A 24,980-nucleotide genomic window follows, 5' to 3' on the forward strand; every position below is an offset into this window, starting at 1 on the left:
CTAAAGCCGCTTGAGTCGGTTTTCCTCTCCGCGATCAATCACGGAGCTTCCAACCCTCCCAAAAGTTTGACGTGATTGATCGAAGCCACCGCCGAACTCATGTACTTTGAAGTCGTCAAATCAACCGTTGAATTCTGTCCGGTCTTTCAACGGAAAAAAATCAATACACTGCTACTTTACCGAAGAATCCGGCGTGACTTAAAAATCGTGCGGAATTTCATGAGCCACGAATGTAGGTTCGTAGAAAGCAACCTGGCAAACAGTGGTGTCCGGTCAATTTATCATCAACTGTTAGCTTGAGAAATCGGCCGTGGGGTCGCTTACAAACTGAAAACACGAGAAACAACCTTAGATTGAAAATGCGACTTCCTCCCGAAGTGCGCTGACAGAATCAGGTGGTGTCTATTATTGAGGAGGTGAACGTAAAATTGACACCGAAAACATATTCACAATTTCTTCACTTTTTACAAGAAGAATTATCGATTTCCCCCGCCTCCATTGCTGCGGCACAGCGGGTGCATCAAAACTCCGACGAGAAACATAAGTATCCCGATCCGAGTCCTTTATCCATGACCCTTTGGCAGTACGGACTCGTCACTCTCGAACAACTCGATCGCATCTTCGACTGGTTAAAAACCGCCTATTGATAATTGGGGAGTCGGGAGTGGGGAGTAGGGAGTAGAAAATTCAACGATTTTCCATTCCCTACTTTCCTCCCATTGATAATTATAAATTATCAATTGTTAATGAGCAATTAAGACGCGATCGCCACCTTGTTGGCCGCATTCAGACCCGCGCCGGGGGCCGCGCCCTCGTAACCCAACTCTCGGACGGTACTTTCCAAAGCCGCGATCGCACAGAGAAGGTCGCGATCGCACACGAAACCCAGGTGTCCGATGCGGAAGATTTTACCCTTCAAATGATCCTGTCCGCCGGCCAAAGCGATATCGAACTTTTTCCGCATCACCGACCGCACCCGTTCCGCATCCAACGACTCCGGCGGACGCACCGCCGTCACCGCATTACTCGGCGCCTCGTCCGGGGCCAGCAGGGGCAAATTCATCGCCTTCAGGGCCGCCCGGGTTATCTGCGTCATCCGTTGGTGGCGGGCGAAAATATTCTCCAACCCCTCGGCCTTCATCATCTGCAACGTCACCTGGAGGGCGTAAAACAGGTTCACCGGCGGGGTGAAGGGGTTGCTATTTTTGGTCGCACTCTTGCGGTAGGGCCCCAAATCCAAATAGTAGCGGGGCAGGTCCGCCGTCTTGTAGGCTTCCCAGGCCTTCGGACTCACCGACACGAATCCCAGTCCGGGCGGAATCATGTAACCCTTTTGGGACCCCGACCCGACCACATCCAACCCCCACTCGTCGATGGGGAGGTGCGTCGCCCCCAAACTCGTCACCGCATCCACAATAATCAGCGCTTCGCCGTGGGCCTTGACGTGGCGGTTGATGGTTTCCAGGTCATTGAGAACCCCCGTCGAGGTTTCGCTGTGGGTGAGGATCACCGCCTTGATTTCCTTTTCCGCATCCGCCTCCAGGCGTTCCCGGAACTGTTCCGGGTCCAGGGGTGCGCCCCATTCGGCCGAAATGATTTCCACATTCAACCCGTAGGCTTTGGAAATTTCCGCCCAGCGATCGCCGAATTTGCCGTTGCAACCGCACAACACGCGATCGCCCCGTTTCAGGAAATTGATAATCCCCGCTTCCATCGCCGCCGTCCCGCTGCCGGTGAGGATCAGCACGTCATTTTGGGTCTGGTGCAGCCATTTCAGATTCTCCGTCACCTCCGCCATAATTTGACTGAAATCCCCGCTGCGGTGGCCGATGGGGTGTTTGGCGAGGGCGAGTAACGCTTTCTCGGGAACCGGCGTCGGCCCCGGAATCATCAACATCAACTTATCATCCATGTCTCTATCTTTCCGTCTGGTTAGGTGTGTTCGATCGCGTTCGGTCTGCGTGGGCCTTGCCCAAATTCATCATTTTATATCAAATCTGGCTTGTCAACGGAGGTAATAGGGAATAGGTAATAGGGAATGGGGAAAACGCGACTCCCTAATACCGACTCCCGACTCCCTCGATCGCCGATATTTTGTGGTTAATGAACGAGATTTGATATTACTTGCGATCGCGCCCGGCCAACAGGTGTTCGAGGGCGACTTGGGGATCGGGTTGCTTGACGAGGGATTCGCCGATGAGCACCGCCTCCGCCCCCGCATCGACGACGATATCGAGATCTTCGCCACAATGCAACCCCGACTCGCTGACGACGAGAATATCCCGGGATTGGAGTTGTTCCCGGCGACTTTCTAACAGGGTGCGGGTGGTGTCGAGATCCACGGTAAAATTTTGCAGGTCGCGGTTGTTGATGCCGACCAAATTGACGCCATCCACAGCCAAGACGCGATCGAGTTCTTCGAGGGTGTGCACTTCCACCAAAGCCGTCATGCCCAACATTCCGGCAATTTTGGTAAAATATTGTAAGTCCTGATCGGAGAGAATCGCCGCAATTAACAATACGGCATCTGCCCCGTTCAGCCGCGCCAAATAAAATTGGTAGGGGTAGATCATGAAGTCCTTGCACAGCAGGGGCAGATCCACCGCCGCCCGCACCTTGGCGAGGTTTTCAAAACTTCCTTGGAAGAACTTTTGATCGGTCAGAACCGAAATGCAACTCGCGCCGCCTTTTTGATAGGAACGGGCGATCGCTTCCGGGTCGAAATCTTCCCGGATCACCCCTTTGCTGGGGGAGGCTTTTTTCACTTCCGCGATCGCCGCCGGACGGGTTTTGGAGTTCCGCAGGGCGCCGAGAAAGTCCCGGCAGGGCGGCAAACTCATCACCTGCTTTTTCAGCGCCAACAGCGGCAGGCGATCGCGCATTTGCGTGATTTCTTTTTCCTTATTCCAGACAATTTCCTCTAAAATATGGCGGGGTTCAGCCTCCGGCGTCGCCACCTTGTAGCGGAGGTTGAGAACGTCCACGGAGGGGTTGGGGGGATGACGGCGAATTTGGATCATGATTTTTTGGAAATTTGGGTGTCTGTCGTTAAGGTTGCCAGACTCGATCTTACCCGAAATCGCGATCAGTCGGAATGCTGTGCAAAACGGCGATCGCCCGAAATATTTTGTACGAGGGGAAACTGCACCCAAAACTTGGCATGATCTCCCAAAAAATGCCAAATTGATCCTAAAAATTCCCGACCCCGATCCATCCGTCGTCCTACAAGGCAACATGGGAAGCCGCGATTTTGACCGCTGGGGGAACTGCCACGCGATCGCCGTTCGGGAAATTGCCGGTCAATAGCATAAAAAAACAGGTATATTGATCGCTCACACTTCCGGAAAGCTTGGAAACAGGTTCTCACCGACCGGGGAAGCAGTCAGTGTATAGCTGACAAAATTAAACCCGGTTTCGGGCCGAAACCGGGCGTCATTTCGGACTAGCGGAAAAATCTGCGGTGCAGGCGAGTTCCGGTTCCCCCGTCCGCCGGATCGAGGAACGGTTTGAGGAAAATTCCCTCGGGGCGGCGGGTGGATCTGGGGACGATCCCCTCAATGATGCCGGAGCCCGATCGCTCGTCCACCCAGGTGTAAACCCCTTGGGTGTTCTGTCCACTGTCGGCGATGACCAGATTTTGGAAAATGCGATCGCGCACCAATTCTGGATTTTCCCCCACCGGCACCGTCAGCACGATCCGACATTGGGGCAGATCTTCCGTGGTGGCGCAGATCGTGTTATAACCGTTTTCCACGTCCGTTTGTAGGGCGACGAGTCCATCGGGCCGGTAGGACTCCAGGCGGCGGCTGATTTCGGCGCAGCGGCGATCGGGTGTCCAACCTCCCCCCATCAGGCCGGGGACGGCCCAGGGATAGCCGCGATCGGGCTCGCTGATGGGATAATACATGACGGTGTATTCGCCCCCCACCACTTCGCACCGAAACCGGGGAAGGTCGGCCGTTTCCGTCTCCACTTCCACCTCGGGGATGGGGACCGTCTCATCTGGGGTGGACGTCGCCGTCGGTTCGGTCCGGTCCGTTGGGGCGGGTTCTTCGGCCTGGGGAACCGGGATCGGAATGCCCAGTTCTTCCGAGATCGAGGACCACCAGGGGTTGAAGTTGCGTTCCCCCACCGGCAGGGGTCGGGCCAGGGCGGCACCTTGACCCCAGACCAGAGGGAGGGACAAGCTGAGAATGCCCGCGATCGCAGACATTCGGCTCAAACCGGACTTGAATTGCTCAAACATGGAATTTTTCCCCTCCTTCAGGTAAAGTGGTGATATTTTCTTAGGCACAACTGCCGCTCATTTTGTTCACAAATCTTTACAGTTGGTCGCGGGTCTCATAAAATACTCAGGTGTGAAACTTCAAGGAGTGCAAACGATAATGTCGGAGGCAGGGAAGCCACTGACAGTTCCCAAAGAGTTCCTGATCCCAGACGGCGGGGTGAATATTACCCTACTGATGTTCCTGGGCGCAGTCGCAATTGTCATCAGTTCCACTGTCGGATACTGGTGTTGGAACTGGCCTGACTGGTTCTGTTTTTCCATCAACGTTCTCGCCCTGCACCTGTCAGGGACGGTGATCCACGATGCATCCCACAATTCTGCCCACCGCGATCGCATCCTGAATGCGATTTTGGGACACGGCAGCGCATTGATGTTGGGGTTCGCGTTTCCCGTATTTACCCGGGTTCACATCCAACATCACGCCCATGTTAACGATCCAGACAACGATCCCGATCATTTTGTTTCCACAGGCGGTCCCCTGTGGCTGATCGCGGCGCGGTTTTTTTACCACGAGATCTTCTTTTTCCGGCGCCGGCTGTGGCGGAAATACGAGTTGTTGGAGTGGTTTTTGAGCCGGATGGTGGTGATTTCCATCGTCGCCGTCTCCGTGCACTACCATTTTTTGGGCTACATTTTGAACTTCTGGTTCTCCCCGGCTTTGGTGGTGGGGTTGGCTTTGGGCCTGTTTTTTGACTACCTGCCACACCGTCCCTTTCAGGAGCGAAATCGCTGGAAGAATGCCCGGGTTTATCCGAGTCCGATTCTCAACCTATTGATTCTCGGCCAAAACTACCACCTGATCCACCACCTGTGGCCGTCGATCCCCTGGTACAATTACAAACCCGCCTACGAAGCTACCAAACCCTTATTGGATGCCAAGGGTTCCCCCCAAACCTTGGGGTTGCTCAACGGTAAGGATTTTTGGAGTTTTCTGTACGATGTTTTTCTGGGCATCCGCTTCCACCGCCGTCAGTCTACGAAATTGGCGAAGGCGGAGGACGGTTCGGTGCCGCGATCGTGAGGGTGGAATGGGAACAGTCAGGGGCGGTCATTTCACCGGAAATGGCCGAATCATTTTTGATGATATTTGAGATTTTTTGGGGACTGAAAACCGATCCGCAGTCCTCGAAAGGATGAATTTTTGCTATCATAAAAAGGGATTAATTTTTAAGTTATAGCAGTGCGCGATCGCGGATGATTGACTAAGGTCGGGTAGCACAGGCATCTTGCCTGTCCGAATTGACACGCTTTGAAATGAATTTCAAGGCTGATAGCGAAAGTCCACGCCAGCGTGGACTCGGTTGGATCAATTGCCGAGATTGAGGTGATTGGAAATGGGCGAATGGCATTCGCTCTGGAAAATGCTATAATTATCATTTCTGTCTCCTGTCTTTTGCTTGTCAATGAAGTCGGTCAGCTTGCCGGAAGTGATTCGGATCTTTGGGGTGACACCTGAAGAGGTTTTAGAGTGGGAGAAGAAGCAGTTAATTCGCAGTTACTTTGACGGCAATAAAAGGCGAATTTTTGACTTTCAAGAAATCGAGGAATTTTGCAAAAGAAAAAGGGGCGATCGCACCGAAAATCGCTATGGAATTTTGCGGGAAGAAAAGCAGACGAACTTCAAAGCGATCGAACTGTTTGCGGGGGCGGGGGGGTTGGCGCTGGGGTTTGAAAATGCGGGGATTCGGCATCAATTGCTGGTGGAGTGCGATCGCACCTGCGCGGACACCCTGAAAACCAACCGCCCCGACTGGCCGGCGGTTTGCGACGACGTTTCCAACATCGACTTTTCGGAATTTCGCCACAAAATTGATATCGTATCCGGCGGGTTTCCCTGTCAGGCGTTCAGCCACGCCGGGTTTCGCCGGGGGTTGGAAGATGCGCGGGGAACGCTGTTTTTCGAGTTCGCCCGGTGCGTCCGCGAAACCCAACCCAAAATCGCGATCGCCGAAAATGTGAAAGGGCTCCTCACCCACCAAAAAGGGGAAACCCTGAAAACGATGTTGGAGATTTTGGATCATCTCGGCTATGTTGCCCGCCATCAAATCCTGCGATCGCAATTCTTAGATGTCCCCCAAAAACGGGAGCGACTGTTTATCATCGCCACCCGCAAAGATTTGCATTTGGAACCGATTTTTCCGGCCGAAAAAAGCTACTCGATTTCCCTGCGAGAAGCCCTGCAAGACTGCCCCCCCTCGCCGGGGGTGGAATACACCGATCGCAAACGTCAAATCATGGAACTCGTCCCGCCGGGGGGAAATTGGCGCGACCTGCCCCCGGATATTCAAAAAAACTATATGAAAAACAGCTATTATAAAGCCGGGGGACGGACGGGATTTGCCAAACGATTAGCCTGGGATGAACCGGCATTGACTTTGACTTGTAGCCCCTCCCAAACCCAGACGGAACGCTGCCATCCCGACGAGACGCGGCCGCTGCGGGTGCGGGAATACGCCCGAATCCAAACCTTTCCCGATTCCTGGGAGTTCGCGGGGACGTTATCGGCCCAATACAAACAAATCGGCAACGCCATCCCCGTCAATTTGGCTTACCACATCGGTTGCGGCGCCGTGGCGACACTTCGCGGAGAAACGCCGACACCGATGCGGCAACCCGAACCCGAAAACCTACAATTAACTATTCCGGGTCTGAATTGTTGATAAATTGTTATGGGGTGGCGTCGCGATCGCGATCGGGGCCCTTCAGAAATTGAACTGTGGAGATTTTGATGAAAACCGAGGAAAAAAAAGGGGAACCAGCGATCGCCGAAACAGCGACCCCATCTAATCTTTGGGCCAAATGGCGGGAAAATATCGTGCTCCTTGTCGTCGCGTTGGCTTTGTCGCTGCTGATCCGCATTTTTGTAGCCGAACCCCGCTACATCCCGTCCGATTCCATGTTCCCCACCCTGGAAATCGGCGATCGCCTGGTGGTGGAAAAAGTCTCCTACCGCCTCCACCCGCCCGAATTCGGCGATATCATCGTCTTCGCCCCCCCGCCCCAGTTGCGGGCCCAGGGCTACACCGAAAACCAGGCCTTCATCAAACGCATCATCGGCCAACCCGGACAGCAAGTGGCAGTCCGCGGCGGTCGGGTTTACCTCGACGGCCGTCCCCTCCCCGAAGACTACATCGCCGAACCCCCGGATTATGACTGGGGACCCCATCCGGTGCCGGCCGGTCAGTATTTCGTGATGGGCGACAACCGCAACGACAGCAACGACTCCCACATCTGGGGATTTCTGCCCGAGGAAAATATCATCGGACGGGCCGCCTTTCGCTTCTGGCCCTTCGATCGCCTGGGGAACGTGTGAAGGGGCTCCTGGACGCTCGGCATTCCCCGGCGGTACGGAAATTGCGACCCCCGGGGGGTATTGTGCCGAAAGCGCGACTGTTAAAATTGGAACACATATATCATCCGACGTGATTTGTGTCCGCCCTCCCGGCGAGGGGCAGCAAATGTCACCATCAAAAATGATGTTTGAGATGTCATTGCAGTTTTGAAGGGTCTGGGAATCATTTCATATTTATAGATTCGGATATTTTCTGAATCGTTTGCTATCGTTGCCGTATAAAAAAAGTGGGGAAATTATGAGTTTCTTTGAATCAGACATCGTACAACAGGAAGCCAAACAATTGTTCGAGGATTATCAATCTTTGCTCCGACTCGGAGGCGACTACGGAAAGTTCGATCGCGAAGGTAAAAAAATCTTCATCGAGCAGATGGAATCCCTGATGGATCGGTATCGCGTCTTTATGAAGCGGTTTGAATTGTCCGAGGATTTCATGGCTCAAATGACGATGGAACAGTTGAAAACCCAACTCGGTCAATTTGGCATCACCCCCGAGCAAATGTTTCAACAGATGAACATGACGTTGGAACGGATGAAATCAGAATTGGAAAAACAGCCCTAGCATCGGGGGAGCCGGGAGAGACAGACTCTCCCCCGGGCTGAGTCCGGAAACCCACCGAAACCGCCGGCGGCGGGGGAGGGCGAATTGTCGCCCCGATCGCACCGGCGGCCGAGAATGTTGTTAAAATACGTTAAGCAAACTCCGCTTCTGCTATATCGGCTTATCGACGTTACCCCCTATGACTGACGTTCCTGTTTCCCGGATTCGCAACTTTTCGATCATCGCCCACATCGACCACGGCAAATCCACCCTCGCCGATCGCCTGCTCCAGGACACGGGGACGGTCGCCGACCGCCAGATGAAAGAGCAATTCCTCGATTCGATGGATCTCGAACGGGAACGGGGGATCACGATCAAACTCCAGGCGGCGCGGATGAATTATACCGCTAAGGACGGCCAGAATTACGTCCTCAACCTGATCGACACCCCCGGACACGTTGATTTTTCCTACGAAGTGTCGCGATCGCTGGCCGCCTGCGAAGGAGCCCTGTTGGTGGTGGACGCCTCCCAGGGGGTGGAAGCCCAAACCCTAGCCAACGTCTATCTCGCCCTCGAAAATGACCTGGAAATTATCCCCGTCCTCAATAAAATCGACCTCCCCGGCGCCGAACCAGAACGGGTGAAGGGGGAAATCGAAGAAATTATCGGTTTGGACTGTTCCGGGGCGATCGAAGCGTCGGCTAAGGAGGGGATCGGGATCAAAGAAATTTTAGAATCCATCGTCCACCTGGTGCCGCCCCCCCAGGACACGGTATCCGAGAAACTGCGGGCGCTAATTTTCGACAGTTATTATGACAGCTACCGGGGCGTGATCGTCTACTTCCGGGTCATGGACGGGACGGTGAAAAAGGGCGATCGCGTCCGGTTGATGGCCTCCAAAAAAGAATACGAAATCGACGAATTGGGCGTCCTCGCCCCCACCCAAAAACCCGTGGACGAACTCCACGCCGGGGAAGTGGGCTACTTCTCCGCCGCCATCAAAGCCGTGGAAGATGCCCGGGTCGGCGATACCATCACCCTCGCCAAAACCCCCGCCGACGCCCCCCTCCCGGGCTACACGGAAGCAAAACCGATGGTGTTCTGCGGGTTATTTCCGACAGATGCGGACCAGTTCCCCGACCTGCGGGAGGCCCTCGATCGCCTCAAACTCAACGACGCCGCCCTCTCCTACGAGCCGGAAACCTCCAGCGCGATGGGGTTCGGGTTCCGCTGCGGCTTTTTGGGGCTGCTGCACATGGAGATCGTCCAGGAGCGGTTGGAACGGGAGTACGACCTGGATCTGATCGTCACCTCCCCCTCCGTGGTGTACCGCGTCACCACCAGCACCGGGGAAGTCCTGATGATCGACAACCCCACCAATTTGCCCGACCCCAACCACCGGGAGAAAATTGAGGAACCCTACGTCCGGGTGGAGATGATCACCCCGGAAACCTTCGTGGGGACGCTGATGGAACTGTCCCAGACTCGGCGGGGGGATTTCAAAGATATGAAATATCTGACTTTGGGGCGGACGACTCTGGTTTACGAGATTCCACTGGCGGAAGTGGTGACGGACTTTTTCGACCAGATGAAATCGCGATCGCGGGGATATGCCAGCATGGAATATCACTTTGTCGGCTATCGGGCGAATCCCCTGGTCAAATTGGATATCATGATCAACAAAGAGCCGGTGGATTCTCTGGCGATGATCGTCCACCGGGATAAAGCTTACGGCGTCGGGCGGGCGATGGCGGAAAAGCTCAAAGAATTGATTCCCCGCCACCAGTTTAAAGTTCCCATCCAAGCCTCGATCGGTTCCAAAGTCATCGCCAGCGAACATATCCCGGCTTTGCGTAAGGACGTGTTGGCGAAGTGCTACGGCGGCGACATCAGCCGGAAGAAGAAACTGCTGCAAAAGCAGGCGAAAGGGAAAAAGCGGATGAAGGCTTTGGGTTCCGTTGACGTTCCCCAGGAGGCGTTTATGGCGGTACTCAAACTCGATCAAAGTTGACCCGACCGCACAACCCGGAGGGCCGGCACAGAGGCACGGCCCCCACGGTCGTTTCTCCCCTCATTTCCCCTCTGGAAATCGCCGTTTCGGGGGCCATTATGGCAGTGGGCGCTCCTGTGGTTGCAGATTTGGGAAATCTGAAGCGGCTTCAAACTTTTGCCTCTTGCCTCTTGCCTCTTGCCTCTTGCCTCTTGCCTCTTGCCTCTTGCCTTTTCTCGTGGGGGCGAATCAATCCGCGATCTGATAAACGTCGATCGCCTGAGTCCGGCCCTTGAGGTGGATACGGCCGACAAAATGGGTTAAAAATCGACCGCCGATCTGTTTGTGGGTTTCCTGACTCATCAAAATCCGGCAAACTCCCGTCCCGAAAGATTTGTCGTAACTCTCCAAACGAGCCGCAATATTCACGCTGTCCCCGAGGGTGGTATAATCCATGCGCTGGGAACTGCCCAAACTGCCCGTCACCACCTCTCCGGTGGCAATTCCCACCCGCATCGAAACCGTGGGCTTTCCCTCGATCTGCCACTGGCGGTTGAGCGATCGCAACTTTTTCCCCATCTCCACCGCACAGGAAACCGCCGCGATCGCATCCCGGGAAATCTCCTCCGGCGTCGTCCGGGGAATCGGCACGCCGAACACCGCCATCACCGCGTCACCGATAAACTTATCGACAATTCCCTTATGATCCAGTACGATATCCGCCATGCCGTTCATGTACTCGTTGAGCCACACCATCAGGGCGTCCGCCTCCATCGTTTCCGCGATCGTGCTGAACCCCTTCAAGTCCGCAAAAAGCACCGTGGCGACCATCTTCTGTCCCGTCAGTTGGCCGCGGGCGATCAACTCGTCCCGACTCTGCCAGATCATCTCGGCAATTTGGGGGGTGACGTGGCGTCCGAACAGGGTCATCACCATCTGGCGTTCCTGATGTTCCAAATTGGCGATGTACCCGGCGATCGCAATCCCCGACCCCGCAAACGCCAGCATCGGCGGGACGACCGGAACCCACCACCCCTCCAAAAACGCCAAATAGCTGCCGGCGACCAGAGAGCCCCCGGCGACCGCCAAACTCACAGCCACCCGCAAACTGAATCGGTAAGTCCACCCCAACACCGCCCCGGAGACGGCCCAGATCAAAATCCACGCCCATTCCACCTTGTCGGACCAGACCCGAAACTGGGGGCGTCCGTCCAGGGCCGCGCCGATCATCTGGCTGGCCACGTTGGCGTGGATCACCACCCCCGGCATCCGATCGCTCAAACTCAGGGGCCCGCCGCTGTAGGGGGTAAAAAAAAGGTCGTTGAGGCTCTGCCCGATGGGGCCGATCAAGACGATGCGATCGCGAAACCAGTCCGGCGGCGCCCGGCCTTCGAGGACGTCCGTCAGGTCGATGGTGTCGAAATTCTCCTGGGGTCCCCGGTAATTCAACAACACCTGATAGCCACCCGAGTCCGCCCCCACGTACCCGCCATCGTTCCCGGTAAAGCGGACAAAGACCCCATCGCCCAACTTGACGTTCCCCGCCTCCGTCATCGTCGGGGTGATTCCTTGCCCTTCCAGATACATCAGGGCCAACCTAGCCCCCAAACTCAAGATCGTCCGATCGTCGTCCGGCTGCACCGACAGCAGGCCCCGCCTCACCCGGCCGTCCGCGTCCAGCACCAGGTCGATCGAGGCCACCCGACCCTTTTCCTTCAATTGCGGCGGGGGCGCGATCGCGGCCGTCGTCCCGTCGGCGACCACCTTCTCCACCCCGATCAGGTTGGGGGTGGTTTCGTAGACGTCCAACAATTCTTCGTGGCCCGGTTGCACCGGCAGGTCCCGGTAGATGTCCAACCCGATCGCCACCGGATCCTGGCGGCGGACGATTTTCACCAACTCCGCGATCGTCGCGTCCGGGAGCGGCCACTGTCCCACCTCGCGGATGTCCGGCTCGTCCACCGTAATCACGACGATGCGGGGGTCCGGCGGCTCCAGAGGCCGGAGGCGGAGGAACTGGTCGAAAGCCGCCCATTCAAACAGTTGCAAACCCCCCGTCGCCCGCACGGCGATCGTCAGCGCGGCGACGACGGGGGGAATCAGCAGTCCGGAAACCTGTCGAAACTTGATACTCGAAAGTCGGAAGTGTGAAGTCGGAAGTCGCAAAAAACTCCTTTTCCCGCTCATAACTTCACACTTCATACCGTTAAAATTCCCCGATCGGGAAATGGGGACCTACTCTCGGTGTCACTCCGCGAAGGGTTGGGTTGCGATCGCGTCTAATCCCACTGAGTTTAACAGTTCTTCCCAACGACTGGCTAGGGTCGCGTCTTCGGGTCGAGCCTGCCGCAACGCGGCCAAAGTCGCCAAACTCTCAAACCAGATGCCGTGCCGGGCGTAGAGTGCCGCCCGTTCCACAGGGTTCGCCCCGGTCAGTTGTGCGGCCAGAGTCCCGTCCGGCTCGATGCGTCGGATATCTCCGGAGACGAACACCACTTCGGGCACGTTCTCGGCATCGGCACTCTGACAGACCATTCCAAAGGACCAGCGGTAGGTTTTCCCCATCTCCAAAGCCGGGGCATCCTCCGGAAGTTTGACGCCGACGATGCCCGGTTGATTGGGGACCGGTACGCTCATCTGATACACGTCGGAACCGTCCTCGTCTTTGAGGCTGAATGTCGCTTCGACGCCGGCCGCCGCGGGCAGGTAAAAGTAAAAGACGGGTTTCGGTTCGACGGTGTATCCCCGCAGGTCTGGACCGATTTCCTCGGACCGGATCAAATTGGGCACCAAAGCGGTGAGGTTTTCGCCCAATTGCTCGGCATTCGGGCAAGTTCCCCTCGACCCGCCGGCGGCGGTGCGGCTGGGCATCCCCTGCCCCGGCGGCGGCTCGAACGCCATGCTGGCTTGCGGATGCTCGGAACCGTTGCGGGCGGGTCGAGCCTGGCCCGGCGGGGTGCCGTTGAGCAGAAGTCCGAAGGAAAGTATCACGGAAATACTGATGAAAGGTCGGAAAGGTTGGTTGGTCATGGCCGGTCTCCTGTTTGAGACGATAAGATGTGATGGATGGGAGATGAAAACGAGATCTCTCGGGCGATCGCGCCACGGCGACCCGGGAAAATGGCAACCCCCTCTCGATCCGAATCCGGAGAGCTACAATATCATTGAGAATTATCCTTCTCCAACTTAGCCCGAGAAAATAAGAAACTGATAACCTCCGAAAGTCAGGGAAATGGAAAATCCCATTCCTTCCCCCCTTTAAAATCGGGATTCGATCCGCCTCGCCATCGCCCGATCGAAGCGCCAGCATCTCCGAGTCAAGGAGAGCGATGCCACCCCAAATTCAAAATTTCTTGGGATTGAGGATTCACTTCTCAATCGAGCTCAACCCGAAAAAAGCTTTTTTTATCTTATGATTGCCATCATTTCGGACGATGCCCGGAATTTTTAGCAAGATTTAAACATTGGGACGGGGAGAATGGGGGGTCGGTGTCCGGGCTGGGAAACCCCGATCTCGAGATGATTTCAGTTCCCCACCGAGCACACCCGACGCGGGGCGCCAGATTTTCCATCCCCGGGTTCCTCGACTCCTCACAGCCAATTTCCGATCAAAACAAAGGCGGCCCAATAGTAGGGGTCGCGATACCGGGGTTCTCGCAGCAAGGACAACTGAGCCTGACGGAGGGCTTGGGCTTTGCCCACGCCCGGCCCGGCCAGTTGGCGATAAAATTCAGCCATGAAGGCGGCCGTCGAAATGTCGTTCACCTGCCACAGGGTCGCGATCGTACTCCGGGCCCCCGATCGCACCGCCACCCCGGCCAGCCCCAGGGCTGCCTGTCGGTCCCCCGTCGCCGTCTGGCAGGCGCTCAGGACCAACAACTCCACCGGCTCCGCACTCGTCCCCTGGGAACGGCGCAGCAACCGGTCGAGATCTCGGACGTTGATGCGATCGTCCCAGGTCAACAAAAACGTATCTTCCGCCCGGGAACTGAACTGGCCGTGGGTCGCCAGATGCACCACCGGAAAGGGCGTTTCCTCCATTTGAGCCTGAACCCTTCGGCGGGTAAATCCGTCGTTGAGAAACACCCGGGACGGCACAGCCGCCTCGATTTTCTCCAATTCCGTCTCCACCGCCGGCAGGGCGGCGAATCCCTGGCGGGCCCGACTCAACCCCATCGCCAGGGTTTTGAGTCGTTCCCGGCTCAAGCTTCGCGGTTCGAGCAGTTGCAGCCCCGGTGTCAGGGCGATATTGTACCGTTCTAGCAAATACTGCCGGCCGTCGTAAAGGGCGGCCATCGGCAGGTTCCGCAGCACGCCATCCAACACGAACACCAAGGTTTCGACCTCGGCCGCCGCCAAATCCCCTTCCGCCGGGCGGATCAGCCAATCGTAGATCTCCCCGGACCAACTCAGACGCTGGCGGGTGGAAAAAATGGGGGTGAGGGACTGTTGCAGTTGCCGCACCGTCTCTTCCACCCGAGTTTGGGGGACGGGGGCGGCGTAGTGGCGCAGGGGTCGGCCGGGAACCGATAAAATGACTTCCAGGCGATCGCGGAGAATGATCGGGTAAAAAACCGCCGCCCGGGGGTCGATCGCGTCGATCGGCCGGGGTTGGGCCTCCAGGCAGGCCTCCCGGAAAAAGTCGTCGAGTTCCGCCAATTGCAGGGATTCCATTAACTCCCTCGCCGCCCGGAGATCCTCCGAGCCGACTTCCCCCGTTTCCGGGTCGGGTTGCAAAATCAGGCCCACCAGTTCCCGATAAACGGGTTCGACGCTATCCCGAAACGAGAACTGCACCTGGGGATTCATCGCCACCAAGTCCGTCCGCAGGGACTCCAAGGTGCTGACGGCGGTTCGGTAGGCCGCGATCGCACCAGCCCTGCGATTTTGCGCCTTCAACAGCCGTCCGAGCTGCCACTGCCACCGGTAGGCGATATCCGGCGCGTCGATGGTCTGGGCTAAAAATAGACCCCGCTCCGTCAACGTTTGCGCCTCCGACCACTGTCGATTCTGCTCGTACACGGCTCCCAAGGTTCCCAGGGCGTAGGCTTCCAACCGCCGGTCGCCCAGGGATCGAGCCCGGGCGATCGCATCCCCGAGCCATTCGGCCGCTTCTAATGAGACGTCCCGGGGCACGATGGGCGCATTTGGGAATATCATCAAACTTTCCGCCAGATTGATGCGGGCCTCGATCGCCGTGGGTCCGTCCGGCAAAGCCGCCAGTTGGCTGCGGACGGACTCCCACAACCGCAACGCCTGCGCCCATTCTTCTACTCCCAGCAACAGCCGCAACTCGTTCAACTGAGCTCGGATGCGGACGGAAACCCGGTCGGTATCCGCCGCGTTCTGATACGCCGCCCGGGCCGTTTCGACATCCTGCAAGCTGCCGGCCGTATTGCCTAAACTCAGCCAGATTTCCGCTTCCGCGGCCGGAGGTAAATCGAGCGATCGCGCCAAATCTAGGGCCTCCCCCAACACCGCCCGGGACTGCTCCAAATCCCCCACCACCCGCAGGGCGTTGCCCAAATTTTGTAGGGCCGTCACCTTCAGTGGCGAGTCGGGTTGGGATGCGAGGGATTCCCGCAATTGTTCCAGGGTGTGGAGGGCTTGGCGGTAGAGTCCCAAGGCTTGCAACGCCTGGGAGCGGTTGATCTGGGCGCGGATGACCCCCCGTTCGTCCCCGATTTCCCGATAGATCTCCTCGGTTCGCCGCCAAGTGTCCGCCGCCGCCCGGGGGTCGCCCCGGGACAGTTGCAGTTGTCCGCGAATGTCCGATGTCTGGGCGAGGACGGCCGAGGCCGTCCGATTTTCCAACAGTTGCAAAGCCGCCGCGATCGCCGTTTCCGCCTTTTCCCAGTCGCCCAAACTCTGATAAACGAGCGCCAAATTCCCCAAAGCGATCGCCCGATTGACTTCATCGCCGCGATCGTCCAAGATCACCACCGCCTCTTCTAAAGTTTCCGCCGCCTCGACAAACTCTCGCATTTCATACAGATTTCGGCCCCGTTCCATCAAGATCTGGGGGGAATCGTGCCCCACCACCGGAAGCAGCGGCAAACTCACGGCGAATAAAGCCAAAAGCGCGAATTGTAAAAAGCGATCGAGCGATCGTTTCATAATTGATAATTGAGCATTTATAATTTATAATTGATCGTCAATCATTCCTCTCCTTTATTCAGGGTTTATTATCAATTGATGAAGGTTGCGACTCCTCACCGATAGAATTGGCCGCGGCCACCCGACATTGAGGATGCCATTGATTAAACGAATAGGTCGTCATCCGCGCCGGATTTGCCACCAACTGCACCCCGCCATCGGCATCGAGAACCAAACCCCGAGCTTCAATTGGGGAGTCGGGAGTCGGGAGTTGGGAGTCGGGAGGGGAGGGAGAAATAATGTCCCCTGTGTCTCCTTCTTGCAACGCCGTCACGGGTGCCGCATCGATCCAATCCACCACCACGCCATCCGTTGTCAGGGCATCTCCGGGGGTGGGGGGCAGGCCGCCGCGGCCGGTGATCACGAATTCGCTGCCGGCGTAAGTCGAACATCCCGCCACCACCAGGGTAGAGGGGTCGATCACCTCCGTCGGGAGCGTCACCAAGCCGGAATTGGGGTCGATTTCCGGGCTGCTAATTTCCACCGCCCCGCTGAACTCGGCGCCCAACTCGCTCGTCGCGGTAATGTCGCTGGCGGGGGTTTCCTCAGACCGAAACGCCGTCCCGAACACCCCCCGGGCGCTGATACTCACCCGCCCGCCCCGGCCCTGTTGGGCATTGGCGGTGATGTCGCTATTTTCCAGGGCGATCAAATTGTCCGTGACGATGGTGATGTTGCCCCCGTCGGCGGTGCCGGCGTTAGTGGAAATCCGGCTTTCCCGCCGCAGTTCGATGCGGGGCACGACCAGGGAAATGTTGCCCCCCGTCCCGGCTTCCGTCGCCGCCGAGAGCGCCCCCTGATTGTCCAAAAACAGCGATCGCGCCCGGATCTCCAAATTGCCCGCGGCCCCCTCTCCGGTTCCCCGCACGCCAATTTCCGCCCCGTCGCGGACGGTGAGGCGATCGGTAAAAATCTGCAAATCCCCCGCCGCCCCCTCGCCGCTGGTGTTGGATTCGATGGAACTGGGGACGATGCCATCCCCGACGATTCCGAAGGATACCGACTCCACCGACGGATCGACGCCCGTCGCCACCCCGATCACTTCGATGGATTCGGAGGCTCGAATCTTCAATTCTCCGGCACTTCCCTCGCTCCCCGTCGCCGATGAAATCTGTGCCCCGTCCCGTACCACGATTCGTCTGGCATTGACCGTCAGATTGCCAGCAGGGGCGGTTCCTGACAACCCTTGCACAGTGAGCAGGGAGGAGGAGGTCAGTAACCCGCTCAGAAAGCGACCGTCGGCAGAAATACCGAACAATTCCACTTCATTGGCATTGACGGTCAAATTGCCCCCCTCGCCGGCCCCGGCGGCGGAGGAGGACACCTGGGCGCCGTCGGCGACGACCAAGCGATTGGCGTTGACGACAATATCTCCCGCCCTTCCTTCCCCGAGGGTGGCGGAAAAGAGCCCCCCCGGCACGGGCGCCCCCGCCGAAACGCCGCGCAATTCTACGGTATTCCCCCGCACCCTCAGATCGCCTCCCCGTCCCGTCCCGTCCTGCGCCGGACTCGTGGCGATCAATCCGTCGTCAATGACGTTGAGGCGATCGCCGATCAGGTCGAACATTCCGGCATCGCCGGCTCCGTTCGTCCCCGTCACCAGCAATGCCCCCGTGGTGATATTGACGGTATCCGAGCGAATCTGTAGGTTTCCTCCCCGTCCGGCGATAAAGGTGGAGGTGAGAATGGTGGCGCCTTCGCTGACGTCGAGTTGGGGCGTGGCGAGAATGACATTTCCGGCATCTCCTCCTCCGGCACTGAAGCTGTACAAGCCATCCCGAAGGTTGAGGGGATCGAAGGTTCCCTCGACGAGTTCGCCGACGACGCGGGAGGGTTCGGTTCCCGTCAAATTGATGGATTCGCTGGTGCGGATGTCGATGCCGCCGCCATTCCCCGCCCCGAACGTCGAGGCGGACACGAAGGCGCGATCGCTCAGATTAAACTGGCGGGCGGAAATGGTTACGCCCCGTCCGTCCACCTCCCCGAAGGTGTCGGCGCTCAAACCCGCGCCGTTACTGAGGTTGACGCGATCGCCCCCCATGCGAATTTCTCCCCCTCCCAATCCGCTGGTGGTGACGCGGGCGCCGCGGTCCAGTTGAATGTCGCCGAGTTGGGATGTTGACTCCACGGGGACGCCGGAACCCAACCGCCAGGTGCCGCCCCGAATTGCCCCCAATTCGATATCGCCGCCGAAAGCCGTCAGCAAACCGCCCTCCAAATTGATCTCGCCGCCAACGAATGCGATCGCCCGTCCGGGCCGAACTTGCAGCCCCGTGGGGCTCGGCTCCATCTCCAACCCGATGCCGACGGCTTGCGATCGGTTGACAATGGTTCCCGCATCGGCACCGAGTTGCAAGCCGACGGGCAAATTGACGGAGAGTAACGGGGGGGTTTCGGGTCGGGTGGCGAACTGCGTCCCGTCGTCAAAAATGAGGCGATCGGCGGTACTGGCGACGAAGGACCCGCCGATATTGAGTTGGGCGTTGGGACCGAATACAATACCGTTGGGATTGAGGAGAAATAAATTGGCCGCGCCGTTGGTTTGCAGCAAACCGTCGATGGTGGAAAGATTCCCCCCCGTTACCCGGCTGATAATATTTTGAATATTTAAGCCGTTGTCGAACAGGGCGGCGGAGCCGGTGGGGATGGAAAAGTCTCGGAAACTGTGGAATAAATTGCCACCGGCTTGGGTGCCGCCGTCGATGCGGATCATGTTGCCGTCCGGGGTGACAACGGTATTTTGGGGCAGGGTGGCGTCGGGGACGACCTGCGATCGCGCCGAGGCGGGAAAAACGAACAGGTGCACGATGGTGGCGATCGCGAACGGACGGAAAATGCCAAATCGACAGGGCCCGGATCGCGACCGTCGGGGACGAAATGCGGGGGACGACACGGTAATCAATCTCGCGGTTGTAAACGGCTGGCGGACTCAACCCCATTTTGCACTTTCAATTTCGAGAATCAGGAGCTTCCCAACCATTAAAATATTAATGACCCTGGAGATAGCAACTTTCGGAATTTTATCAGTTCCGGGGTTGGCCACTCCCTTGATGTTACCGCGATCGCTCCCCATGTCTGTCTCGACTCCCACACTCGTCATTATTTGCCAAAACCGCACCTGTCGCCAACAGGGGGCGGCAAAAGTCTTGAAAGCGTTTCGGGAACGGGAGATTCCGGGGGTGGCGATCGCGCCGAGCGGCTGTCTGGGGGAGTGCGGCCGCGGCCCGATGGTGTTGATTTTACCCGATCGCATCTGGTATGACCGGGTTCAACCGGAAGAAGTCCCCGCCATCGTCGAGCGGCACCTGCGCGGCGGCCAGCCGATTCAAAAGATGATCTACCGGGTGGGCGATCCCAACTGAGGGCTCACGATATCCGATTCGCATCCAACCAATCCGCTAATTCTCGGGGCGATGAACAGTCCAAAAAAAGGAAATGGTGGGTTACAGCGCGGATGAAAAGTTGTGGGTTTTTCGGCGAAACGCGAGAAAGGGCGAATCGCATTCGCCCCTACAATGCCCGTATTTGCGATCGCCTAGGAACCGACCGGCGGCACGATATTGACATCGACTTGAACGCTGTCCACGCCTTCGATCTCGTGGGCCAACGGCTCGATGGTTTCGGCTTCCCGCTCGTTGGGGACGGTTCCCACGATGACCACATTTCCATCTTCGGCTTCGACGGTCAATTTGCTGCGGGGGATGTTGGCTTCGAGTTTGGCGCGAACTTCACTTTCGATGTCGGAGTCGGCCCGGATATCTTCTTCGCCGAACACCTCGTTTCGCTGTTCCCGCGCCCGAATATCCGAAGTCAGTTGATCCTGGCGGATCTCGCTCTGGGCATCTTCTTTGGTTTCCTGAACCCGGGCCGGATCTTCGGTCCCGTCCGTCAAGGTGTCGGGGGCGTCCGCGCTCGTCCGCGCGTAGTCGCAACCCGCCGCGACGATCGCCAATACGCCGCTCAAAATAATTCCTGTTACCTTTCTCATGGCACAATCCTCCATTATGCTCTACTTCTGCTAGGGACCTCCGGATCTAGCGATCGCGGCGGTCTACGATCACCACTTCGGGATCGTGATGTTCGACGATTCTTTCCCCGTCCTCGCCGCGGCGGCGATCGTCGTAATCCTCGGGGTTGGTACTGGTGGTGCGGCCCGTCACCGTATGTGAAGTTTCTCCGGATTCGGCGCGGACGCTGCTGGTGCGGCCTGTCGGCGCTTTGTAAATCTCTTTTTGGGATTCGGTGCGGCTCTCGCCGGTGTGGCCCGCCGGCGGTTCGGCGATGATGGTCTCTTTGACCTCTTTTTTGGTTTTGGCGGTTTGGGTGCGATCGACGTCGCGGCCCTCGTACCGCTCACTAATTTGGGCGGTTTCGGCTTCCGGAACTTCGTAAATGCCGAAGTCCTGGACATTGTGGTGGCGGAGGATGCTTTCCGCCTTGCGGATCGCTTCGGGACGTCCGAGGACGATCACCAGATAATCTCCCCGGGAGACGCGATCGCTGTACCTGCGGGCTTCTTTTTCGGGGATGCCCCAGCCGATCAGCGCCCCGACGAGTCCGCCGGCGACCGCGCCGATTGCCGCCCCGGCTAAAGTCGTTGCCAGAGCCGTGGCTTCCGCCCCCGCCAGCAGGATCGGCCCGACACCGGGGATGGCGAGGGTTCCCAGTCCGACGAGCAAGCCGGTGAGGGTTCCCAAAGCTCCCCCGGCGGCGGCTCCCGTGGCAGCCCCGTCGTCCGATTTGTTGCCGACCGTTTCCGTCTCGACGTGTTCTCTGTTGGGGTCGTGCTGGGGCTGCTGTTCGTCGTCCCGCACGATCACGGAGACCCAATCCATATCGAACCCGGAATCTTTGAGGGCTCCCAGGGCTCTTTCCGTTTCGTCGCGAGTTTCGTAGACTCCGACGGCTCTCCAGTATGTGGCGGTGGTCTGACGTTTGTGTTTGTCAATCATAACGAATCATCCTCCTGAAATGGGTTGTCGGTCGAGTGATGTTAAAGTTCGCGTGTTCTTCCCCCAATTCGCGGGCAATGACCTCAGTTTTGCCAAAATCGCCCCATCGGAGACCGATTTCAATCCCTGCACACGAACCGCGATCGGTAATTCGGGAAAAACACAATCTCGACTGTTATTTTTCAAGATCGTGCAAAAAATCACGATTTTAAGTTTTTGATTTCATTCAAATCTCTCTCCCCCGAATTGAATCCATTGAAACATTTGAGGTTCTGGTTTAGAGTATCGCGGATCGGGTGCGGGTTTCTTCTGTCAGAAGACATAAGCCCCAATCCGACCGTAAAAAAATCTTTGAAAATGCCATCTAAACCGGCAAATCTAACTTTTGATACAGGCTGGATCAAGGTGCGCTTTGATAGGCTTGAAAATGAAGACAAGCGGATTTACATTTAAAATATGGCACTCTACAAATTGACTCAAGCTTATCCGGAATACCAACGCGACATTTTCGCGGGCCGGGATATCAAGCATTTTGACGCTTATTCCAGCACGACCGACAATAAAATCGGTTCCGTTCACGATGCCTTAGTCGATGAAAATGGCTATTTCCGCTATTTCGTGATCGATACCGGATTTTGGATCTTCGGGAAGAAGGTACTTTTACCCATCGGACGGTCGCGCCTGGATTACACCAACGAGCGTCTCTACGCCCTCGGTCTCACCCAAGACCAAGCTGAAGCGCTGCCCGAGTACAAAGATGATATGACGGTGGATTACGAATACGAGGAAAAAGTGCGCTCCGGATATCGCGCCGAAGGCACCAAATCCAGCCAATACACCCGCGACAACTACCGCTACGACTACGACTCCGACCTGTACGAAACCCGGGAAGCCGACCACGGCTCGCTCAAGTTGTACGAAGAGCGCCTGGTGACGGACAAAGAGCGTCGCAAGACGGGCGACGTGATTGTAGGTAAAAACATCGAAACCGAAACCGAACGCGCCACGGTCCCCGTCGAGCGGGAGCGGGTTGTGGTGGAACGGACGACGCCCGAAAATGCGAACAAACCCGTCAGCCCTGGCGACCACAATTTCAAAGATGAAGAAGTCGCCCGTATCGAAGTGTACGAAGAAAATGCCGACATCCGCAAGGAAGCCTTCGTCACGGAAGAAGTGGACGTCCGCAAGGAAGTCGATCGCGATACCGTCACCGCTGAAGAAAAAGTGCGCCGGGAAGAACTGGAAGTCAAAACCAACGGCGAACCCGTTATCCACCACAATCGCTGATGCGATCGGATAATTTCCCCGGGTTATCAAATGGCTTCCCCCCTCCGGGGGGGAGGTGCAATCGGAGCATCCGAAAATTGTCGCAATTTTCCTGATTTGATCGAACCCAAGACCGGATCGGAACGATACCAAAGCTGACCGCTATAAATTTGTCGATCGCGCCCCAGGAGTTATGGAAGAGTCCCACCAATATCACGAGCAACCGGAAGTCCGGGAAGAAAAAAAGCTGTATCTGAAAGCGGAAAATTTGACCGTCGATCGCCGCCGGGAAAAAATGGGCGAAGTGGTCGTCCGCAAGGAAATTGAAACCGATACCGTCTCGGTGCCGGTGCGCCGGGAAAAGCTGGTCGTCGAAGCCGCGGATTCGGACGAGGAACCACTGGCGGAAATCGACCTGTCGGAGACGCGGGTCGGGGGTTTCAGCGTTAATTCGACGGGTGAAAAACCTACCGTCACCGGGGAATTTCACAGCCTGGAAGCCGCCCGCGACCTCCTGGGTGCCCTCGCCCTCGACCCCCGCCACGGCTGCGATCGCGTGCGCCTCGAATTGGTCTTGAACGACTCGCGCGATCGCAAAATCTACCAAGCTCTGTTCGACCGCTGTCGCCGCAAAAAGTAATCCGAATCAAGCTCCACCTTTTGGTAGAGGTTGGGGCTTTTAAAAATATTGTAGTCTTGATGATAGACAACGTGTTTAGTTTGATTTACACGATAACAAAAAGAGGTCAATTATGAGTTTAGAAGATCGAGCAAACGCCACGGCAAAAAACATAGAAGGTAAGACCAAGCAGGCGATGGGCGAAATGACGGGCGACCCCAAACAAAAGGGCGAAGGTAAAGCCAAGCAAACCGAAGCGCAAGTTCAACATACCGTCGAAGACGTGAAGGACGAAGCCAAGAAAAAATTGGATTAGTTCCCGTCTAACCTCGGCTTTTAAAATGCTGGCTGCCGTCCGTGCAACTTAAAAATTTGCACGGGCTTTTGTGATGGAAATTTGAAAATCTCGATATTTCCCGCGAATTTGACATCGCCAATAACTGTGATAAAATGAGTTGCCGTCCATTGATGAGGTAAATCACCCGGTTTTATCATGATATCTTGGGATTTATTTAAAGTCGAAATATTGACGAATACAGTCTCCGATTATTTGATCGCATTTGTGATTTTGGTGGCGGGGATTCTCGCCATCAAAATTGTCGGGCAGATGGTTCTGAGGCGTCTGAAACGCTGGGCACTCAAAACCAGTACCAGGCTGGACGACGCCCTGGTTCACATTTTCGAGCGATCGCTGATTCCCCTGATGTACGTCGGGGTGTTTTACGTGGCGATCGCGAACTTGGAATTGCACCCCATTTTACAGGATACGGTCAACGCGATCGCCCTGATTATCGCCACGGTATTCGGCATTCGCCTGGTCGTCTCCTTGGCCGAATATTTACTCCGACTCTACTGGCTGAGTCGCCGTCAGGACGGGGATGCGATCGAACGGGCCCTCAACGCCATCATCCCGGCCATTCGGGCCGCGACGTGGGGGTTGGGGGTGATTTTTCTCCTCGACAACCTCGGCTTCAATATTTCGGCGATGGTCGCCGGATTGGGAATCGGCGGTGTGGCGGTCGCCTTGGCTTCCCAGGGGGTCCTGCAAGACCTATTCAGCTACTTCTCGATCTTATTCGATCGCCCCTTTGAAATCGGCGATTTTATCATCGTCGGCGACATCATGGGAACGGTCAACCACGTCGGAATCAAAACTACCCGCATCAACAGTTTGAGCGGCGAAGAAGTCGTCGTCCCCAACACGGACTTGGCCTCCTCCCGCATCCACAATTACAAGCGGATGGAAAAACGGCGGGTGGTGTTCAAAATTGGGGTGACTTACGAGACGCCACAGGACAAACTCCAACAAATTCCGGCGATGATTCGGGAAATTGTCACCCCCATCGACAACGCCCTCTTCGATCGCGCCCACTTCAGCAATTACGGCGATTTCAGCCTCGATTTCGAGATCGTCTACTACGTCCTCAGCAGCGATTATACCATCTACATGGACATCCAGCAGCGGATCAACTATCAACTCAAATCCAGGTTGGACGCCAACGGCATCGAGTTCGCCTATCCCACCCAGGTGACGCGCTTCGATCCCGCCAAAGCCAAGCCGAACGAAACCCCGGTCGATTCCCCGGCTATTATTTTAAATGGCGACGATTCTTCCAACTCGTAGTTAGGTTTTATTAGGGAGTAGGGAGTGGGGAGTAGGGAGTCGGGAATAGGGTGTAGGGAAAACCAACAATATCAAATCCGGTTAAAGGCTCCGAAATTGAACTCCCCCCGAACGGGCAACCAGAGACGGTTGCCCCCACGGCAGGTTGGGGGGTGAGATCAGATGCCCCGGAATTAGAAACTGAAACAATTG

General features: G+C 56.8%; 21 protein-coding genes. 12 read left to right on the forward strand and 9 right to left on the reverse strand.

The window, feature by feature from the left end; genetic code table 11:
• The first annotated feature begins 428 nt into the window (after positions 1–428).
• Positions 429–647, forward strand: a complete 219-nt coding sequence (locus tag AC0QHF_RS17265) for a DUF2949 domain-containing protein (RefSeq protein WP_324705474.1) — start codon at positions 429–431, stop codon at positions 645–647.
• 107 nt (positions 648–754) lie between these two features.
• Here the strand turns inward: AC0QHF_RS17265 and AC0QHF_RS17270 are convergent, their stop codons facing one another.
• Positions 755–1,912 carry a pyridoxal-phosphate-dependent aminotransferase family protein gene (locus tag AC0QHF_RS17270; protein WP_324705475.1) on the reverse strand — a complete coding sequence of 386 codons (1,158 nt, stop codon included), beginning with the start codon at positions 1,910–1,912 and terminating at the stop codon, positions 755–757.
• Positions 1,913–2,120: 208 nt separating this feature from the next.
• Positions 2,121–3,020 (reverse strand): indole-3-glycerol phosphate synthase TrpC, encoded by a 900-nt coding sequence (trpC, locus tag AC0QHF_RS17275; protein WP_324705476.1) that lies wholly within the window; start codon positions 3,018–3,020, stop codon positions 2,121–2,123.
• A 163-nt stretch (positions 3,021–3,183) separates the two neighbouring features.
• Here trpC and AC0QHF_RS17280 point away from each other — a divergent pair, with 163 nt between their 5' ends.
• Positions 3,184–3,306 carry a hypothetical protein gene (locus AC0QHF_RS17280; protein ID WP_324705477.1) on the forward strand — a complete coding sequence of 41 codons (123 nt, stop codon included), beginning with the start codon at positions 3,184–3,186 and terminating at the stop codon, positions 3,304–3,306.
• Between the two features lie 136 nt (positions 3,307–3,442).
• Here AC0QHF_RS17280 and AC0QHF_RS17285 read toward each other — a convergent pair whose 3' ends face one another.
• Positions 3,443–4,246 (reverse strand): COP23 domain-containing protein, encoded by an 804-nt coding sequence (locus AC0QHF_RS17285; RefSeq protein WP_324705478.1) that lies wholly within the window; start codon positions 4,244–4,246, stop codon positions 3,443–3,445.
• Between the two features lie 139 nt (positions 4,247–4,385).
• Here AC0QHF_RS17285 and crtR point away from each other — a divergent pair, with 139 nt between their 5' ends.
• The 5 genes from crtR (at position 4,386) to lepA (ending at position 10,192) form a co-directional block, all read left to right on the forward strand.
• Positions 4,386–5,309: a beta-carotene hydroxylase gene (gene crtR, locus AC0QHF_RS17290; protein WP_324705494.1), complete on the forward strand. Its 924-nt coding sequence runs from the start codon at positions 4,386–4,388 to the stop codon at positions 5,307–5,309.
• Positions 5,310–5,691: 382 nt separating this feature from the next.
• The gene (locus AC0QHF_RS17295) at positions 5,692–6,948 is read left to right on the forward strand and encodes a DNA cytosine methyltransferase (protein WP_324705479.1); all 1,257 of its coding nucleotides are present in this window, start codon (positions 5,692–5,694) and stop codon (positions 6,946–6,948) included.
• A 68-nt stretch (positions 6,949–7,016) separates the two neighbouring features.
• Positions 7,017–7,601, forward strand: coding sequence for a signal peptidase I (gene lepB / locus AC0QHF_RS17300; protein ID WP_324705480.1), 585 nt, complete (start codon positions 7,017–7,019; stop codon positions 7,599–7,601).
• A 277-nt stretch (positions 7,602–7,878) separates the two neighbouring features.
• On the forward strand, positions 7,879–8,202 hold the full coding sequence (locus AC0QHF_RS17305; protein ID WP_324705481.1) for a DUF1825 family protein: 324 nt from the start codon (positions 7,879–7,881) through the stop codon (positions 8,200–8,202).
• 178 nt (positions 8,203–8,380) lie between these two features.
• Positions 8,381–10,192, forward strand: coding sequence for a translation elongation factor 4 (gene lepA / locus AC0QHF_RS17310; protein ID WP_324705482.1), 1,812 nt, complete (start codon positions 8,381–8,383; stop codon positions 10,190–10,192).
• A gap of 228 nt (positions 10,193–10,420) precedes the next feature.
• On the opposite strand, the gene AC0QHF_RS17315 is transcribed toward lepA, so the two are convergent.
• The 4 genes from AC0QHF_RS17315 to AC0QHF_RS17330 all read right to left on the reverse strand — a co-directional run bounded on the left by AC0QHF_RS17315 (position 10,421) and on the right by AC0QHF_RS17330 (position 19,220).
• Positions 10,421–12,337: a CHASE2 domain-containing protein gene (locus tag AC0QHF_RS17315; protein ID WP_324705483.1), complete on the reverse strand. Its 1,917-nt coding sequence runs from the start codon at positions 12,335–12,337 to the stop codon at positions 10,421–10,423.
• Between the two features lie 81 nt (positions 12,338–12,418).
• Positions 12,419–13,201: a DUF928 domain-containing protein gene (locus tag AC0QHF_RS17320; protein ID WP_324705484.1), complete on the reverse strand. Its 783-nt coding sequence runs from the start codon at positions 13,199–13,201 to the stop codon at positions 12,419–12,421.
• A gap of 561 nt (positions 13,202–13,762) precedes the next feature.
• Positions 13,763–16,288 carry a CHAT domain-containing protein gene (locus AC0QHF_RS17325; protein WP_324705485.1) on the reverse strand — a complete coding sequence of 842 codons (2,526 nt, stop codon included), beginning with the start codon at positions 16,286–16,288 and terminating at the stop codon, positions 13,763–13,765.
• 58 nt (positions 16,289–16,346) lie between these two features.
• Entirely contained in the window at positions 16,347–19,220 is a 2,874-nt protein-coding gene (locus tag AC0QHF_RS17330) for an S-layer family protein (protein ID WP_324705486.1), read from the reverse strand.
• Positions 19,221–19,398: 178 nt separating this feature from the next.
• Here AC0QHF_RS17330 and AC0QHF_RS17335 point away from each other — a divergent pair, with 178 nt between their 5' ends.
• Positions 19,399–19,689 (forward strand): (2Fe-2S) ferredoxin domain-containing protein, encoded by a 291-nt coding sequence (locus tag AC0QHF_RS17335; RefSeq protein ID WP_324705487.1) that lies wholly within the window; start codon positions 19,399–19,401, stop codon positions 19,687–19,689.
• A gap of 173 nt (positions 19,690–19,862) precedes the next feature.
• On the opposite strand, the gene AC0QHF_RS17340 is transcribed toward AC0QHF_RS17335, so the two are convergent.
• Both AC0QHF_RS17340 and AC0QHF_RS17345 read right to left on the reverse strand, forming a co-directional pair.
• The gene (locus AC0QHF_RS17340; RefSeq protein WP_324705488.1) at positions 19,863–20,315 is read right to left on the reverse strand and encodes a BON domain-containing protein; all 453 of its coding nucleotides are present in this window, start codon (positions 20,313–20,315) and stop codon (positions 19,863–19,865) included.
• 46 nt (positions 20,316–20,361) lie between these two features.
• On the reverse strand, positions 20,362–21,279 hold the full coding sequence (locus AC0QHF_RS17345) for a hypothetical protein (protein ID WP_324705489.1): 918 nt from the start codon (positions 21,277–21,279) through the stop codon (positions 20,362–20,364).
• A gap of 456 nt (positions 21,280–21,735) precedes the next feature.
• Between AC0QHF_RS17345 and AC0QHF_RS17350 the strand changes: the two genes are divergently transcribed.
• From AC0QHF_RS17350 to AC0QHF_RS17365, 4 genes are all read left to right on the forward strand, one after another.
• Complete coding sequence (locus AC0QHF_RS17350; RefSeq protein WP_324705490.1) at positions 21,736–22,566, forward strand: DUF2382 domain-containing protein; 831 nt, start codon at positions 21,736–21,738, stop codon at positions 22,564–22,566.
• A 172-nt stretch (positions 22,567–22,738) separates the two neighbouring features.
• On the forward strand, positions 22,739–23,185 hold the full coding sequence (locus AC0QHF_RS17355) for a DUF2382 domain-containing protein (RefSeq protein WP_324705491.1): 447 nt from the start codon (positions 22,739–22,741) through the stop codon (positions 23,183–23,185).
• Between the two features lie 112 nt (positions 23,186–23,297).
• Entirely contained in the window at positions 23,298–23,480 is a 183-nt protein-coding gene (locus tag AC0QHF_RS17360) for a CsbD family protein (RefSeq protein ID WP_324705492.1), read from the forward strand.
• A gap of 210 nt (positions 23,481–23,690) precedes the next feature.
• A complete protein-coding gene (locus tag AC0QHF_RS17365; RefSeq protein WP_324705493.1) occupies positions 23,691–24,788 on the forward strand; it encodes a mechanosensitive ion channel family protein in 1,098 nt (365 codons plus the stop codon).
• Positions 24,789–24,980 lie beyond the last annotated feature (192 nt).

Source organism: Lyngbya sp. CCY1209 (assembly GCF_055795065.1).